11 protein-coding genes and 1 CRISPR repeat array are annotated in these 16485 nt (G+C 30.8%); of the genes, 6 read left to right on the forward strand and 5 right to left on the reverse strand.

Features of this window, described 5'->3' with window-relative positions; translation table 11 throughout:
- Positions 1-506 precede the first annotated feature (506 nt).
- Positions 507-1396: direct repeats of the CRISPR family, unit length 36 nt; unit sequence GTTGTAGATACCCTTCAAAATAAGGGCTTTCCCAAC.
- Positions 1397-1532: 136 nt separating this feature from the next.
- Positions 1533-5213 (reverse strand): type VI-B CRISPR-associated RNA-guided ribonuclease Cas13b, encoded by a 3681-nt coding sequence (gene cas13b, locus B0A78_RS09430; protein WP_097609623.1) that lies wholly within the window; start codon positions 5211-5213, stop codon positions 1533-1535.
- Between the two features lie 146 nt (positions 5214-5359).
- Between cas13b and B0A78_RS09435 the strand changes: the two genes are divergently transcribed.
- Positions 5360-5896 carry a DUF1697 domain-containing protein gene (locus tag B0A78_RS09435; RefSeq protein ID WP_065213425.1) on the forward strand — a complete coding sequence of 179 codons (537 nt, stop codon included), beginning with the start codon at positions 5360-5362 and terminating at the stop codon, positions 5894-5896.
- Between the two features lie 32 nt (positions 5897-5928).
- Here B0A78_RS09435 and B0A78_RS09440 read toward each other — a convergent pair whose 3' ends face one another.
- Both B0A78_RS09440 and B0A78_RS09445 read right to left on the reverse strand, forming a co-directional pair.
- Positions 5929-7683 (reverse strand): cytochrome-c peroxidase, encoded by a 1755-nt coding sequence (locus B0A78_RS09440; RefSeq protein ID WP_186808995.1) that lies wholly within the window; start codon positions 7681-7683, stop codon positions 5929-5931.
- A gap of 181 nt (positions 7684-7864) precedes the next feature.
- A complete protein-coding gene (locus B0A78_RS09445) occupies positions 7865-9316 on the reverse strand; it encodes a hypothetical protein (RefSeq protein ID WP_097609625.1) in 1452 nt (483 codons plus the stop codon).
- A gap of 261 nt (positions 9317-9577) precedes the next feature.
- Here B0A78_RS09445 and rocD point away from each other — a divergent pair, with 261 nt between their 5' ends.
- A complete protein-coding gene (rocD, locus tag B0A78_RS09450) occupies positions 9578-10822 on the forward strand; it encodes an ornithine--oxo-acid transaminase (RefSeq protein ID WP_097609626.1) in 1245 nt (414 codons plus the stop codon).
- Positions 10823-10969: 147 nt separating this feature from the next.
- Here rocD and B0A78_RS15085 read toward each other — a convergent pair whose 3' ends face one another.
- Complete coding sequence (locus B0A78_RS15085) at positions 10970-11245, reverse strand: DUF2752 domain-containing protein (protein WP_065213426.1); 276 nt, start codon at positions 11243-11245, stop codon at positions 10970-10972.
- Positions 11246-11327: 82 nt separating this feature from the next.
- On the opposite strand from B0A78_RS15085, the gene B0A78_RS09460 reads away from it, so the two are divergent.
- Complete coding sequence (locus B0A78_RS09460; RefSeq protein WP_014165535.1) at positions 11328-11873, forward strand: Smr/MutS family protein; 546 nt, start codon at positions 11328-11330, stop codon at positions 11871-11873.
- 1 nt (position 11874) lies between these two features.
- On the opposite strand, the gene B0A78_RS09465 is transcribed toward B0A78_RS09460, so the two are convergent.
- A complete protein-coding gene (locus B0A78_RS09465; protein WP_065213427.1) occupies positions 11875-12795 on the reverse strand; it encodes a hypothetical protein in 921 nt (306 codons plus the stop codon).
- An 84-nt stretch (positions 12796-12879) separates the two neighbouring features.
- On the opposite strand from B0A78_RS09465, the gene B0A78_RS09470 reads away from it, so the two are divergent.
- From B0A78_RS09470 to B0A78_RS09480, 3 genes are all read left to right on the forward strand, one after another.
- Positions 12880-14535: an MFS transporter gene (locus B0A78_RS09470; RefSeq protein ID WP_065213428.1), complete on the forward strand. Its 1656-nt coding sequence runs from the start codon at positions 12880-12882 to the stop codon at positions 14533-14535.
- An 83-nt stretch (positions 14536-14618) separates the two neighbouring features.
- A complete protein-coding gene (locus B0A78_RS09475) occupies positions 14619-15506 on the forward strand; it encodes an EamA family transporter (protein ID WP_014165532.1) in 888 nt (295 codons plus the stop codon).
- A gap of 169 nt (positions 15507-15675) precedes the next feature.
- Positions 15676-16485 (forward strand): metalloprotease (locus tag B0A78_RS09480; RefSeq protein ID WP_097609627.1); only part of this gene is annotated, 810 nt, incomplete at its 3' end.

The following is a 16485-nucleotide window of genomic DNA, read 5'->3' on the forward strand; positions in this document are numbered from 1 at the left end:
TGTTTCCAAATGGTTTGATGATTCAAATTTACAAAAATATCTTAGGTGTTGAGGTTAAATTATAAGGAAGTTTAGGAGGTAGTATACAGATCATATTTACTTGATTGTGTTATAGGTTTGTTTTTGTTATTTTAAAAAAAGAGGTATTTCTATGAATAAGAATTATGGTTTATCTATTTTTTAAATAATTGAATTTGGTTTCAAACGCCTGCTCGCTATTTTGCTAGAGACTGTCCAAAAAGTTCGCAATCTTGTGATTTTGACCAAAGGAAGAAATTACATACTATTGATTATGAGACTCCTCCTTACGTAGGAGTGACAAACTGGATGTTGAATTAGTACTTTTTGGACAGCTTCCTTAACGCTCGTCCCTCCTTCAAAAAAATTGAATTCGGTTTTAAACGCCCACGCGCCTCCTGGCTACTTCGCTAAAATAGTCCATTGGACTATTTTTTAACGCTCGTCCCTCCTTCAAAATAAGGGCTTTCCCAACGTGTGTGTGTGTGGTTGTAGATACCCTTCAAAATAAGGGCTTTCCCAACGTAAAAACAATATCACAGATTTTGCGCAAGTTGTAGATACCCTTCAAAATAAGGGCTTTCCCAACTCCACGTACTGGATTGCTTTGTAAGACAGGTTGTAGATACCCTTCAAAATAAGGGCTTTCCCAACTGTAAAAGATTTGGTCGTCAGGGTATTATAGTTGTAGATACCCTTCAAAATAAGGGCTTTCCCAACATTTACTGGAATTAACATGCCTCATATTGAGTTGTAGATACCCTTCAAAATAAGGGCTTTCCCAACAAAGTGGATACGGCGGTAAAAGAAATTTCAGTTGTAGATACCCTTCAAAATAAGGGCTTTCCCAACAGATTTATTTAGACTATTGTCGGTGGAAGAGTTGTAGATACCCTTCAAAATAAGGGCTTTCCCAACAAATATACAATAAAACAAATTAAAAACATCGTTGTAGATACCCTTCAAAATAAGGGCTTTCCCAACATGTATTAATAATCAACCTAACGACGTGAGTTGTAGATACCCTTCAAAATAAGGGCTTTCCCAACAACACGAACACAAAAGAGACGCAATCAATAGTTGTAGATACCCTTCAAAATAAGGGCTTTCCCAACAGACCCTGACAGCTGGTCCCGTAAATGTGAGTTGTAGATACCCTTCAAAATAAGGGCTTTCCCAACTAAGAAAGTGAAAGTGAAAGCACGAGAAGGTTGTAGATACCCTTCAAAATAAGGGCTTTCCCAACACAGTGTCTAATATTAAACCTGATTTCATAGTTGTAGATACCCTTCAAAATAAGGGCTTTCCCAACTAAAAATATAGAGATTTTTAGACAAATGAAGTTGTAGATACCCTTCAAAATAAGGGCTTTCCCAACCTAAACGCTGGTAAGCCTCTCATAGTAAGGGATTACTACAATTTTTTATACTAAAAAATGAACTTTTTTTGTTTTAATCACTGCAAATGTAGTCATTTTTTTAATCCTAATTTAAAATGTCAAAGAGCAATTGTATTTAGACCTGTGTTTTATCTTTTTTCTCTTTGTTTTCCCATAATTCTTTTGTTATGGTTTCAAAAACTCGGTTGAAATAGGTCGCAAAGTATTCGCTTTCTTTTTGGTGTACAAATTTTTCCCAATCTTTATTCCTTTTATCATTTTGAAAACTAGTAGCTAAATCGTAAATAAATTTAGGAGGATATTGATTGTGCGCCATTTTGTTGCGAATGATAATTAAAACAAGTGCTTTTTTAATTAAAACATTGGTTATTTTGTTATAATTCTCTTTAGTATTAATTATTTTGGCTTTTTCATCCTCATCCATATTTTTTATTTTTTCCTTCAACTCTTCAGTATTATAATCATAATATTTAAGTAAAATTTCAATATCTATGTTTTCTAAATTTATGATTTCAGATTCATTTTTTAATAAGGCTTTTGTAATGTAAAGTTTAAAATTAGGGTGTCTTTTTCCTTTTTTATCCTCAATTTCTAAATCTTCAGGATGACTAGCATTATTAGAAAAATCATAAAATTTATCTAAAATTTTTTTCTCTAATTCTTGTACTTGTTTTAGTAGTTCTTTACTACGCACTTTTTCATACTCTTGCAATTCCATATTAAGTGCGGTATAGTGCAATTCTTTATAATCGTTTTCATTTTCCTTCTCAGGTTTTTGTAAGGCATACGTCCACGTTCTAGCATCATAAGTAAGCAGCGTGGCTATTTTTTCATCTTGCAGGGCTCTCTTGTATTTTCCTATGTCTTTTAGTTTCGGATTAGCGGTAATCCTATTATTTTGTAAAGATAAATGGATGACTTTATTCCATAAGGAGCTATCGTTGCGCTTTTGGTAAGCTTTGGCATCGGCTTTTATTTTTTCTCTTTCTGCTTTAGAAACATAAAAATCTGATAAAGATTTGTCTAATGGCTGATTGAACAAGTCTTGATACAAAGTATCTACCATTAATTTTAAATAATAGTCTTGAATTTTTACTTTGTTAATCGCTCGTAGGTTTTTGTATTTTTTCTTTTTATCTCTCTCTACAATGTCTGGTGTCAATTCATAAAAAGATTGATAATTGTTGTATTGATAAGATGCGACAAACCAAGAAGCAAACTCATCTGGATTTGGTTTTTTAAACGGAATCATTGTAGGTTTCTCGTCAAATATACCACGGGATAAATTGATGGCATCAGCATATAAATTGTTTTTCTTTTCTTCTAATTCTTTAATTATAAATTGGCGTTTTTGAAATACAATGAATATATATTTGAGCCTTTTTGATAATTCTTTTTTTAAAATTTTAGGTGGTAACCCAATAAACCCGTTTTCTAAAAAAGTAGATTCAGTATTCAAGAAGTCTTCTTTTAATTTTAAATATTCTTTGTAGAAATCAATAAAATTACCATGCTTGAGAAATAAATTTTTTAAGCCTTTTGTTAAAATACAATCTTCTTTTAGGTTAAAAACAGTTTCTAATAAGGCTATACAGTCATTTTTTTTATCTTCAAAAAAGGCTAAAAATGATTGTAATTCGTTATGCATGTATCCTTTCCATAGCGATTTGTTTTTCATAAAATGGATAAGGTCGCTGGCTAACCAATTAGCTTCTTGTCGAATTTCGTTACGATAAAATACATATTTACGTTGGAGTTTTTTATCATCAACTTTATTTTTTGGCTGATTCTTAAATTTATATGTATTCTTATTTCTGTTGTAGTTGTCCACTTCAATTTCATGTTCCTTAACATTTAGAAGTTTTTCTTGTGTTAACGCTAATTCTTTTTGAATGGCATTTTTTAAACGAGGGATATCTATGGGTTGATTTTCAAAAGTAACTGACGAGTCTGTGTTTATTGTTTTTATTAGTGTAGTTGGTATGTTGTCTTTTTGAGGACTATCAAGGGTGAAATCTCTAATACTTTGGTATTGTTCTCTTATTTTTTGAGCAATTTTATTTTCAAGTTCAGCTCCTTTAATATCTTTAACAATCACTTCATAAAGCATACTAGGCAGTTCGTTGCAACTTAATAACCCAATAGTACTTCGTTGTTGTAAATCTTTTACACCAATTTCTTTTTGAAGCATTGCTATAATAGCATCTTTAGATTGTTCTTTGTTATACTTTTCAAAAGTAAGATTCCTTTTTCTGTTTTGACTTTGCGCTTTTTTCTTTTGGTTTAGATATTCATCTAAGTTGTTACTTCTGCTATCTATATAAAAAGGTATATTGTTATTAGCCATTACGTAACTGGGATTAGGAAATAAAGGAAAACGACTAAGGTCTATATTGGAAGTTTCTTTTAAGTATACGTTTTTTTTATATTCAGTAACTAGACCCAGTTTTTCAAAAAGATGGATTTCTTTTTTGATGATTCTTTCGGAATCAAATTGGATAGATTCCAATATTTTCTTTTGACGGTCTTTAATATAGTCGCCAAAATTGACCATAAATCGCAATGTAGGTAGTTCGGCGTATTCATCTAAAAAGCGCATTGCAAAATAGTTGAACTTATTTTCATAGCGTTTGCGAATGACTTTGTGAGAAACTATTGATGAAAAAGTTGAGTCCTCATTTTCTGGATTCTCACGCATATACTCATTTATGTCTTCTTCAAACTCTTTCTGTTGTTTTTCAGAAAGGGTTTCGTAGATTTCATTTGGTACTTTACTCAAGTAGTCTACTATTTGAGTTAGTAGGGCTTCTTTTGTATTTGTATTTGTTAAGCTGTGTGTAGTATTGTTTTGTTCAAGGGTGCTAACGCCTTGGTCTGTTTTTATACGATGTTTTAAACCTTTAAAATTGTAATATGAATACGACCAATGTGTAATCATATATACAATATTGTTTTTATTTAAAGAGATTTCTTCTTCCTTTATAGTGTTTACTTTTGCCTTAAATCCTTCTAATCCAGATGTGAAAACTTGAAACTCTTTTCGATGTAAAAAGAAGGACATTAAAAAGACTAATCCACTTTGGGTCAACGTAATCGATGTTTCTTCGTTTGGTTTAGATTTTCTATATTTTCGTAAAGAAACTGTTTTGTTTTGTTTATCATCTGTTTTGTTTTCCTCTAAAAAAGGTATTAGACAGTGATTGAAAACTGCATTTTCTAAATTTTCTTCTAATAGTTTTTTGCCTTTTTTTATTAACTCTTCTCTTTTTTGATTTTTTAATTGTGTTAATTCAGGTCTAAGTTTTTCTTTTAGAAGTTCTCTAGAGGTATCGTTTTTTACTTTCTTTTTTTTAATTGTAATTAAAACATCTAATAAGGTGTCATCTAAAAAATCATATATTTTGGGATTAATAGTGATGGGTTTGTGATAATGATGTGTATAATAATCTCTTAATTTTTTTATTGTATCAAGTAGCAATTCGAAAATTTCTCTGGTTTGTTCAAAGTTATGATTAGTATGCTTTTGAATTCGTTCTAAAACAGGAAAGTAATTACTTAATAAGTTTAACGCATGCTCTCTTTTGGCAACTGATTTTTCTTTGTTGAAATAATCTTTAAAAACACTTGCTAATTCATTATTGTTGTGATTAAAATTAATCCTTGTTTTGAACTCTTTGCCAACTTGTCTTAAATTGTCGTCAGCATTATTCAAAAAGCCACCAAAAAAGTATTTGTCTTCTTGTTTGTAGTGGTTAAAAGTTTTTTGTTTGTTATAAGATTCATTTTTTGAACTCATTCTAGATGTGTTGGTTTTATAGTTGTGTTTGACTGTTCTAAAATAAGGAATTATTTAAGGCTTTTTAAATTTTATCTTGTGAACTTTTTAAATTAATCTAAATTTGTTATTCTATCTCTTTTGATAATTTTTTAAAAAAAGTAATAATGAAAAAACACCTTGCACTCCTTCGCGGTATAAATGTATCAGGACACAATATGATAAAGATGGATGATTTGAAAGTTTTATTGGAGCGAATGGGGTTTCAAAATGTGGTGACTTATATCCAGTCAGGAAATGTGTTTTTTGAATGTGAGGAAGCAAATGGTCCTTCGGTAGGGTTCAAAATCAAACAAGAAATTTTTAAGGAATGGGGCTATGAAGTACCTGTAATGGTTTTAGGGAAGGAAGATTTAGAAGGAGCTCTTTCTAATAATCCATATTTAAAAGAAAAGGAAGCTGATCCTTCAAAAATATACTTTGCTTTTTTGAATAAAGAACTAAATGAAAGTGCTATTCATGATTTAAAAATAAGTCAGGTTAAACCAGATGAGGCAACAGTAGATAAGAATCGGATATATTTGAAATATATTAATGGGGCTGGTAAAACCCGAATGGATAATAAGTATATAGAAAAAAAATTAAATGTACTTTCTACAATTCGTAATTTTAATACTGTAACTAAGTTGTTAGAAATGTTTTAAAAATACCTGAACAATCCATAGTGGTTTTAGAACTATGGATTGTTTAAGGTTTGTATAAAACGAATTATGTTTTGCATTTCTTCTTTAGATAAAAGGAGCGGATTTTGGGCTAAAGTTTGGTGTTCTACTATGATTCCGTTTCCTTTGCCACCTCCTTTATTGTAAAAATTAATGACTTCTTCTAGCGTGTTAAAAACACCGTTGTGCATATAAGGAAAAGTAATCGAGGCATTACGAACGGTTGGTGTTTTAAAAGCATATTTTTTGAGTGGTGCTTTTGTAATATGATATTCTCCTAAATCGGGATCTATTTGTTTTGAATGGATACGGGAGGGAACACCTAATATTTCGCTTTCTGTTTTTTGGTATAAAGGAGGAATGCTGCCATTAAATAAAGGAAAGAAATGACAAGTTGCGCATTTTGCTTTTCCCATAAAAAGATTAAAACCTTTTTTTTCTTGTATGGTTAAAGAAGCTTTTCCTCTTAGATATTCATCAAATTTAGAATTTAGTTTGGATAGACTTCTGACAAAACTAGCAATGGATTGTAATAAATTTTCTTCGGTTATATTTTTTGAACTAGGAAAAACTTTATGAAAAAGATTTCGATACATTTGGTTTTTATTAAGTTTTTTAAGGGCTAATGTAAAGCTACCGTGCATTTCATCGGGGTTATTTATAACGGCTTTGGCTTGATCTTCTAAATAACGAATGCGATTGTCTGCAAATTGGGTGTTTTGCAATCCTGCGTTTAATAAGGTTGGCGTATTACGTGATGTTTTATTTGCAACGGCCTTCGTTTTATGGTCTGCATAAGCCTGGTTAGGAATGTGACAACTGGCGCAGCTTATTTGATTATTGCCACTCAAAATTTTGTCAAAAAAAAGTTGTTTGCCCAAGTGAATTTGTAATTTGCTAGGGTTTTTGTTGTAAAAAGGAGCAAAGTAGTTTGGGTCGTACGCTTCTGTTTCAAAAGGCGTTTTTTTATTAAAATTAATAGCAGTTAAAAAGGGATTGTTTTTAATATGCAATTCTTGTTGAATTCGAAAGATATTTTGAAATATCGGATTGGCGTATTGTGTGATAAATACCGCACGATCAAAGGTGTTGAACGAATTGTTTTTTTTGAGGTAAGATATTGCTTTACTAATGGCTGTATTGAATGATTTATCAAATTGAAAACTGTTAACAACTTCCTGAATACCTCTTAAGGAACTTTGTGCTTCGGGTAATGAATGCAGGGCTAGAGCGGAGTCAAAACCTGTAATTCCTAAACTTAGAACGCGAAGTAATTGTAATTTTTGAATTTCAAATATATTGCTGTCATTTAATTGTAAGTTGTTGATTTGTTGGGTTAATACTACGAGATGGCCTTTTAGTATTTCAATGTTTTTTGATAAAAAAAATTTGTTAATTGAAGGTTGGAATATTAGTTCTTCAATTTTTTGAAATCCTGTAGCGTATTCTATTTTTCTATTGGTTTCGTTGAGATCATTTTCGTCAATGGGAGCACCGTTTATTTTTATAAAACTACTAGGAAAATAGTAAGCAATAAATTCTTCTGTTTTCTTAAAAGCTAACCGAGTTTTTTGGAATTGATCTCGTAATTGATCTGCTGTTGCATTGTTTTTTGTTATTTCTTCAAATGTATTTATTTCATTGGCAAAGTACTTGAAATTAAGTTTGAGTAGGTTTTGTGTGTTATGCACGCTTTGTATGGATCGGTATTCATTTTTTTTGCAGGAGATAGTACAAATGAATAGGATTAAAAAGACTATATTTTTCATGAAAATTGGGTTAGTAAAAAAAAAAGAGACTGCTTTTACTCTTTTCATCTTTATCATAAAGACTAATGTATAATTAGAATTTAATTCGTTTAATAGTTTGGTTCTTGTTGAACAACAGATGATAGATGAATAATCTTTAGACAGTCTCTAGGTTTCGTTTATAGAATGTATTTAGAAAGGATTATCTTGGTAAACCATTAATAAGAATAACCTGGCTTCCTTGTTTTTCATCTGGGCGTAAACCGCCACCATCTTTACCTTTAAAATCCTCTTTTTCCCAAGAATGAGGTTGTATAGATAACATAAAGGTATTGTCTTTTTCAATAATATCAGAAACGTCTAATAAAGCACCATATTCCCAAGAACCTTTGGGAGATTTAGCACCTAAATATTTATCAGAAGTATCATTTCGTCTGTGATCTAATTCAAAAACTACTTTTAGTGTTTTTTTAGCGATATCGTATTGATAAATATATGCGTCATGTGACTCGTCACCATAACCATTAGCATCTTCTTGTAGATACACATAGTTTTTTGTAACACAAATATTATCTATGTTTTGAAATGTTTTTGCTAAACCTGATTTGTTATCACCGTCTAACATAACAGTTAATTTTCCTTTTAAAGGATTGCTAGGATCTAATTCTAAACGATACAATCTTCCGTATTTAGTTCGGGTATTATTTGCGTTTACTCCCGTATTGTTTTGACCTGTAACATTAAAATAAATTTCTCGTTCTTTTCCTGTGGTTTTATTCCAGTCAATATCTTCTACACGTCCAAATACAATGGCATTTGCGGCTTGGGCTGCTTGATTGTTTTGTAAGCCTGTATTGGTTTTAGCGTTTGTAATTTCAACGAACTCTATGTCATAGGTGTTATTTTCAGTCATTTTAGTTTCAATAGATTCGTTATCTATACGTTTGATTACATATACTTTTCCATTGTTTAAATCGCCTGTTGTTGATTTATACATTACCAGTTGACCTCCATAATCTTTGTTGTCATCATCTCCAATCATGATAATTGTTTGACCAGCGTAAGCATTTTTAGATAAAGGAACTGCATTTTCAGCACTCCATCTACCAAAAGCAGGAATGGTTTTAGGAATACTGGCATTTATGTGAGTATCCGTAGGTGCTATTTTATGTACAAGAGATTCACTATCGCTTTCACCACAAGTTAAAAAGAAAGGTCCAAAACCGTGAATTTCAGGCATTGCTAAAGTGGCAGAACAAAGTCTGGTTCCTGCACCTTTAGAATTTAAAACATATTCACCAGCAATAGGTTTAAAGGTTTTATCAAAAGTTATTTTAGAAACAGAAAAATTATCTTCATTGTTTACTAAAAAAGTAAAGGTGCCGTCTGGGTTTTTTATAAGTCCCGATCCGTCTGCGGAACCCCCAAAAACAAAGTCAGGAGAATTAATAAAAGGGTCTTCACTTGAAAATAAAGAATAGGTTTGAATACTTGAAAACTCAGGCATTGTTTTTATAAGAGCAGGAGTTTTAGAATGGTTTTTAAATTCAATACGAGTATTTTCAACTGCTGAATCCGTGTTTGTGTTTTCCTCTCTATTACAAGCTACTCCTGATATAATAATAGAGCTAAAGAGCATGTTTTTTAAGTTCATAAATTTATTTTTTGTTTTGGCAAACCTACAGGCTTTATGTTAGCTAAATGTTTATGACTTTTTTTTAGATTGTTATATTACGATTTACTTATAGTTAAAAAACAGAAATGTTTGTTAATAAAATGTTTCTTGAAAAAGATCAGATGTTTGAAATTGAATTGTTTGGAGAATGATCGTAGAAATTTGTACTTTTGACGTTCATAGGGTTGATTTCTCGCCCGTAAGAAGGAATTGCGATTTTACCAATCAATAAGAATTATTATGTCAGTTTTAGAAAAATTAAGTTCAGCTGAAGCCATTGCATTAGAAGACAAACACGGAGCACACAATTATCATCCACTACCAGTAGTCTTAAGTAGAGGAGAAGGAGTGTACGTTTGGGATGTAGAAGGTAAGAAATATTACGATTTTTTATCAGCGTATTCTGCCGTAAACCAAGGGCATTGTCATCCAAGAATTGTCGATGCTATGGTAAAACAAGCTCAAACATTAACTTTAACTTCAAGAGCATTTTATAATGATAAGTTAGGTGTTTATGAACAATATGTAACCAACTATTTTGGTTTTGATAAGGTATTGCCAATGAACACAGGAGCTGAAGCAGTTGAAACAGCTTTGAAATTGTGTCGTAAATGGGCTTATGAAAAAAAAGGAATTAATGAAAATGAGGCTCAAATTATAGTTTGTGAAAATAACTTCCACGGAAGAACAACCACAATCATTTCATTCTCTAATGATGAAAATGCTCGTAAGAACTTTGGCCCTTATACAGCAGGATTTATAAAAATTGCATACGATGATTTAGAAGCTTTAGAACAAGCAATTACGTCATCTCCTAATATTGCAGGTTTTTTAGTAGAACCTATTCAAGGAGAAGCAGGAGTTTATGTTCCTAGTGAAGGATATTTAGCAAAAGCAAAAGCATTATGTGAAAAACATAATGTATTGTTTATAGCCGATGAGGTTCAAACAGGTATTGCTCGTACTGGCAAATTACTGGCAGTACATCATGAAAATGTTCAACCTGATATTTTAATTTTAGGAAAAGCATTATCAGGAGGTGCGTATCCTGTATCAGCTGTATTGGCTAATGATGGCATTATGAATGTAATAAAACCAGGTCAACACGGATCTACTTTTGGAGGAAATCCAGTAGCTGCTGCTGTGGCTATAGAAGCTTTAGAAGTGGTAAAAGAGGAGCAATTAGCCGAAAATGCAGAACGTTTAGGGAAAATATTCAGAGAAGAATTAGCTAAATTTATAAAAACATCGAATGTAGCTACTTTAGTCCGTGGTAAAGGGTTGTTGAATGCGGTTGTAATTAATGATACAGAAGAAAGTGATACAGCTTGGAATATTTGTGTGAAATTGGCAGAGAAAGGCTTATTAGCTAAACCAACACATGGCAATATTATTCGTTTTGCACCACCTTTGGTGATGAATGAAGAACAATTAAGAGATTGTGTTGCTATAATCATAGATACTCTTAAAGCGTTTGAAAAATAAAAACTAATAGGCTGTCTACAAAATAAGCATAGAAAATCTTATTTTGTTTATTTAATAACACGAAAAGCTTCATTTTTGATGCTATTTCTTACTGTTAGGGAACAAGATAAAATGATACAATTATTATCTTGTAGACAGCCTCCTTCTTTATGTTAAATGTTTAATAAAATAAGAAATAAACATAATAATTAAGTTTATATAGCCTAATGATCGGATGTATTTATTAGAAAAATTAAAAACTTTAAAATATTGTCCAATTATTAGCAATACATAAGGAAGTACGCTAAAAAGAGGAGGATACATAAAAAAAGCATTTTTTAACTCTCCTTTTAGTAATAAAATAAAAGCCCTTTGTGCCCCACACCCCAGACAATCTACCCTGAAAACCATTTTAAATAAACAAGGAATCATAAAATCGTTCATGATTATTTTTTTTCTACCCGTGTAAAAACGTAGTTCATTGTAAAATTAAATATTTACTTCCTATTTTTGTCAAAAAAAAGTTATGTTTTCCAAAGGAGATAAAGTGTCCGTTTTAGATGATAATATTAATGGAGTAGTAATTAAGATAGCTACAGATCAAGTTTGGATAGAAACAGAAGAAGGTTTTGAGTTACCTTTTAAAAGCAACGAATTGATTTTGATAGGAGAATCAGGAATGGATTTTTCTACAACAAATTTTTATGCAATAAAGAAAGAAAAAGAAATTTCTAAACCTAAAAATTCTATAAAAGAAAAAAAATCTAAGAAGGATGAAACCATTTTAGAGGTAGATCTTCATATAGAAAAATTAGTGCAAAGTACTAAAGGAATGAATAATTACGATATTTTAAATATTCAAATAGAAACAGCACAAAGACAGCTAGATTTTGCAATAAAAAACAAAATTCAGAAAGTGGTACTTATTCACGGTGTTGGAGAAGGGATCTTGAAAGCTGAACTAGATTTCCTATTAAATAGATATAGCTACATCAGCTTTCAAGAAGCTAGTTTTCAAAAATATGGTTTTGGTGCAACAGAAGTATATATTAACCAAAAAAACTTTTTGTAAACTAGTTTATAATTTCGCCAAATTCATAATCACCATTAGGATTTGGACTGTATGTTTTAATTCCATTCTTAAAAGTAACTTTTCTGAGTTTGATAACATGACGATAAGTGGTAGAGGTTTGTTGAGTGGTTTCTATCACAATAACACCATCGTTATCCGTTGTCCCGTTTTGAGCAATCCATTCTTCGGTTAAACTAGGACTTGTAGGAGGGATAGATTGACAGAAAAAATTACTATTTAAATTACCATTGTAAACTCTATAGCTTATTTTATTAACGTTATTTATTAACGCCGTCTTTGTACCAACCGTTTGGTGTTTATATAAATTAGAATCTATATCTAACAATAAGGCATTATTATTATTGTATTTAAATATAAGGTTGTTTCCTGAACAATTTTGCATAACAGCATTTTTATAATCAAATTTTAAATCGATTAAATCGGTTGTGTAATTGCCAAAATCATATTGGTCATATACCAGTTGTTTGTTAGGGGTGTTGAATGTTATATTTTTGAATAAGATCTTATGGTTATAACCTACTATTTTGGAAGGATCATTGGTAGAGGTTATTTTGTTAGAAGTTATTTCAATAGTCCCGCCTGATACGGTCCATTGTTCTGCAATAGGAACACTGCCCGTAGAACAGATTTCATTACTACTAATTGTAGAATAAAACTTTTTATAAACTAAACTATGAGTTGTTCCAATAGTGTACGTTTTAGTTCCTTCTTCATTAGGAAAGCTTGTTTCAGGAGTAACAAAGACAAGAGCTTCTTTATCATTAATTTTATACAATGTATTGGTGGTGTTGCATTTTTGAACAGTAATGTTTCCAAAATTAAATGTTTCCTCTATTATATTCCCGTCATCACAAGCCGTCAGAAGCATTAGTGAAGTTAGTAAAAACCAAAAATTTTTCATATTCTTTAAATTTAAAACAAAAATACAATTTTAAAATTTTAATCAAAGTTATTGTTATATTTGGATCGCTAACTAAAAATATTTATGAATTCACAAGTAACAAAAACAAATTATCCAGCTTTATATACCCTGGTAACGGTTTTCTTTTTTTGGGGTTTTATTGCGGCAGGAAATAGTATATTTATTCCATTTTGTAAAAATTATTTTTCCTTAGATCAATTCCAATCCCAGTTAATAGATTTTGCATTTTATACGGCTTATTATTTAGGAGCATTATTATTATTTGCTTTTGGAAATGCCAGAGGGAAAGATATTGTAGGAAGTTGGGGACATAAAAAAAGTATAATTTATGGTTTGTTATTTTCTGCTTTAGGAGCAGGAGCCATGATTTTAGCCGTAAAAGGGAGTATCTATGAAGGTATGTTGGTAGGTTTGTTTATAGTAGCATTAGGTTTTTCATTGCAACAAACGGCAGCTAACCCTTTTGCTATCTTATTAGGAGATCCTAAAACAGGAGCAAGTAGAGTAAATTTAGGAGGAGGAATTAATTCATTAGGGACAACAATAGGGCCAATAATTGTAGCCTTAGCCTTGTTTGGAACAACCGCTTCAGTTTCAGATGATCAAATTAAACATTTAGAATTAGATAAAGTTATTTTTCTTTATGTGTGTGTAGGCTTACTATTTGTAGGTTCAGCAGCATTGTTTTATTTATCTAAAAAAGTACCCTCAGGAATCTCTAATGAACCTATGGAAAAAGCCAATAAGGCTTTAATGACATTGGTCGTTATGACCATACTTTTAGCCGCTTGTTTTACCTTTATTTTTAAAACATATCAGAATGTAAATGATTTAAATTCGTCTGATTTATTAGATTTAAATGAGTATAGAATGAACTGGCTAATTGGAGCTTTAGTAGTAGTTTTAGGGGGAATTTTTTATGCTTATACATCCGCTAAGAAAAACCCTGAAGGTTGGGGGGCTATGCAGTATCCTCAACTAGTATTAGGAATGTTGGCCATTTTTGTTTACGTAGGTGTTGAGGTTGCTATAGGAAGTAACCTAGGAGAATTGTTAAAATTACCTGAATTTGGTAGTTTACAATCTTCTGATATTGCGCCTTATATATCTATGTATTGGGGAGGTTTAATGATAGGACGTTGGGCTGGTGCTATTAGTGTTTTTGATTTGAAAGGAATGAAAAAGATAATAGCATTAATAGTAGTCCCTCTGATAGCATTTGGAATAGTATTAGGTGCTAATATCCTTTCTGGTAAAGATATGAAACCTTTATATTTTTATGTTTTATGTGTTCTATTACAAATTGTAGCCATGTTTTTATCTAAAGATAAACCAGCAAGAACATTAATGATTTTTGCCTTATTTGGTCTGATGGCTATGCTGATAGGTTTGTTTTCAACAGGTATTATTGCAGTTTATGCGTTTTTAGCGGGAGGATTAGCGTGTAGTATCATGTGGCCAGCAATTTTTAGTTTATCTATTTTTGGTTTAGGAAAATATACTTCACAAGGTTCCGCTTTTTTAATCATGATGATATTAGGTGGTGGAATAATACCTCCTATTCAAGGTAAAATTTCAGATTTAATAGGTATACATAATTCATATATTGTAGCTGTTCTTTGTTTTGCTTATTTAACATTTTTTGCAATTCTAGTTAAGAATATATTAAAAAAACAAAATATTGATGTAGACTTAATAGAAATTAAAGAAGGGCATTAGAACTTTGAAAAATATTAATTTTAGAAAAGGGTAAAAGGAATTGAGTACTTTTATCCTTTTTTTATAATTATAAATCTGATTTTATGAACCTTAACAAATATTTTGTAGCTGCCTTTTCATCCTTCTTTATATGGGGCTTTTTTAGTTTGGCGATAAAAAAACTTCATGCTTATCCTTCTTTAGATATATTATTCTACCGCGTTTTTTATGCCACCTTTTTGTTGTTACTCATTAATTTGTTATTCAGAAAACACGTCGTTTTTAATAATTTTAAAACGTTTAATGAATTAAGTATAAAGATCAAGAAAAAAACAATTTTTTTAACCGTTTTAGGAGGTTTCTTACTTGTGTTAAATTGGTTTTTATTCATGTATTGCGTAAATCATGTTAGTATACAATCTGCTTCATTTGCCTATCTAATTTGTCCAATAATTACAACAATATTAGCTTATTTTATACTCAAAGAAAATTTGAATAAAGGACAATGGATAGCAGTAGGATTATTTATTATTAGCTGTGGTATTTTATCTTATGGGCATATTGAAGATTTGATCTATTCCTTAATAATTGCATCAACCTTTGCAATGTATCTTATAAGTCAAAGAAAAAATAATCAATTTGATCGTTTTGTGGTATTAACAATTCAATTGATGATTTCATCATTACTGTTATTACCTTTTTATTTTTTTTATAAATCAGAAACGCCCATAGTATTATTATTTTGGGAGGTAATGACTTTTATAGTTGTATTGTTTACTATCCTTCCTTTGTTTTTAAATTTGTACGCCCTTAAAGGTATTGATTCAAAAACAGTAGGAGTTTTAATGTATACTAATCCGTTGATTAATTTCTTTTTGGCATTATTTTATTTTAAAGAAGAAATAAATCTAATTCAATTAAGTGCTTACTTGTTAATAATAGTTGCTATAATTTTATTTAACATCAACTATTTTGTGAAAAAGGGGGATTAATTTTTTACACAAAATTTCACTTTTTTGTTAAAAAAGAGGGAATATGCTATTAATATTAATCCTTTTTATTGTTTTGTTTAATATTTTATGAGAACAAATGTTTGTTTTATTTTTGTTTTAAAAAAAAAAATTATAGGTTTGCAGAAATAATTTAAAAACCAACCAATTTATGAAAAAAGCGATCAAAGTAAGCACTCTGTTGCTGAGTGTGGCTACATCAGTAGCATTATTTTCTTGTTCTAAGGAAAAAGAGGAATTGACTAATCAAGAAGAGGCAGCAATTGTAGAACAACCAACAGGAGTTGAACACGAATGTAGTTATGTAGATTCTTCTTGGCCAGCTTCAGCTAGTTTATCTACAACCTTATCTTCTGGCGCAGGAACATCAACAGATGCTACTTTTATGACAAATCAAAATACTACTATTAAAACTTTTTGGAGAGGGACTTCTGTAGCAGCTCCGGTGTTTAGATTTGTAAAAAACGGTACGGACTGGAATTCCACCTATAATGCAATTTCTTATAGTAATGGAAAAATTTATTATGGAGAAGGAATTTTTAGAGATGCAAAATCTAAAGATGCTTCAAACTTAATCAATGTAATGATTCTTGCTCATGAGTACGGACATCAATTACAATATGCGTTCCGTTTGCCTTCTAAAAAAGAATCAACAGCTAGAGCAGGTGAATTAGAAGCAGATGGAATGGCAGGTTATTATTTAAGAAGGGGGTATGGTAAATCTACTTATTCTGAAATAGCTAAGGCTTATGAATTTGCTTATGAAATTGGAGATAATCAAACAACAAGTCCTGGTCATCACGGTACGCCTGTACAAAGACGCTCAGCAGTTCGTTTAGGATTTTTGTTAGCAGATCCTACAAATGCTAAATTAACTGCAACTCAGTTTGATTCAAACTTCTTTTATTACTATGATGGGGTGCTGGCAGGTACTTATAGATTGGCTAAGCCAGAAGGAATG

Origin of the sequence: Flavobacterium columnare NBRC 100251 = ATCC 23463 (assembly GCF_002530675.1) — a bacterium.
Taxonomy (GTDB): domain Bacteria; phylum Bacteroidota; class Bacteroidia; order Flavobacteriales; family Flavobacteriaceae; genus Flavobacterium; species Flavobacterium columnare.